The sequence below is a fragment of the Ochrobactrum sp. SFR4 genome, from assembly GCF_019730395.1.
Lineage (GTDB): Bacteria > Pseudomonadota > Alphaproteobacteria > Rhizobiales > Rhizobiaceae > Pseudochrobactrum.
The window spans coordinates 1-241 of the sequence record NZ_JAAPBB010001274.1; the positions used below are offsets into that span (position 1 = coordinate 1).

1 pseudogene is annotated in these 241 nt (G+C 55.2%); it reads left to right on the forward strand.

From position 1 onward, the window contains the following. A pseudogene (locus HBA93_RS23115) lies at positions 1-241 on the forward strand (GlxA family transcriptional regulator); the annotation flags it as partial.

The following is a 241-nucleotide window of genomic DNA, read 5'->3' on the forward strand; positions in this document are numbered from 1 at the left end:
AGGGTTGTTTGACGGCTATGCCTGCACAACCCATGCGCTCTCTGTTGATGAATTGCGTGCGATAGCTCCGGCTGCCCGTGTGCTGGATAACCGGTTGTTTGTCGAAGATGGTGAGCGTTACTCCAGCGCGGGGATTTCGACCGGAACCGATTTGATGCTGCATGTGGTGGCAAAGCTAACCTCGCCGGTCGTGGCGCTCAATATTGCCCGTTATATGGTTGTGTATATGCGGCGTACCGGT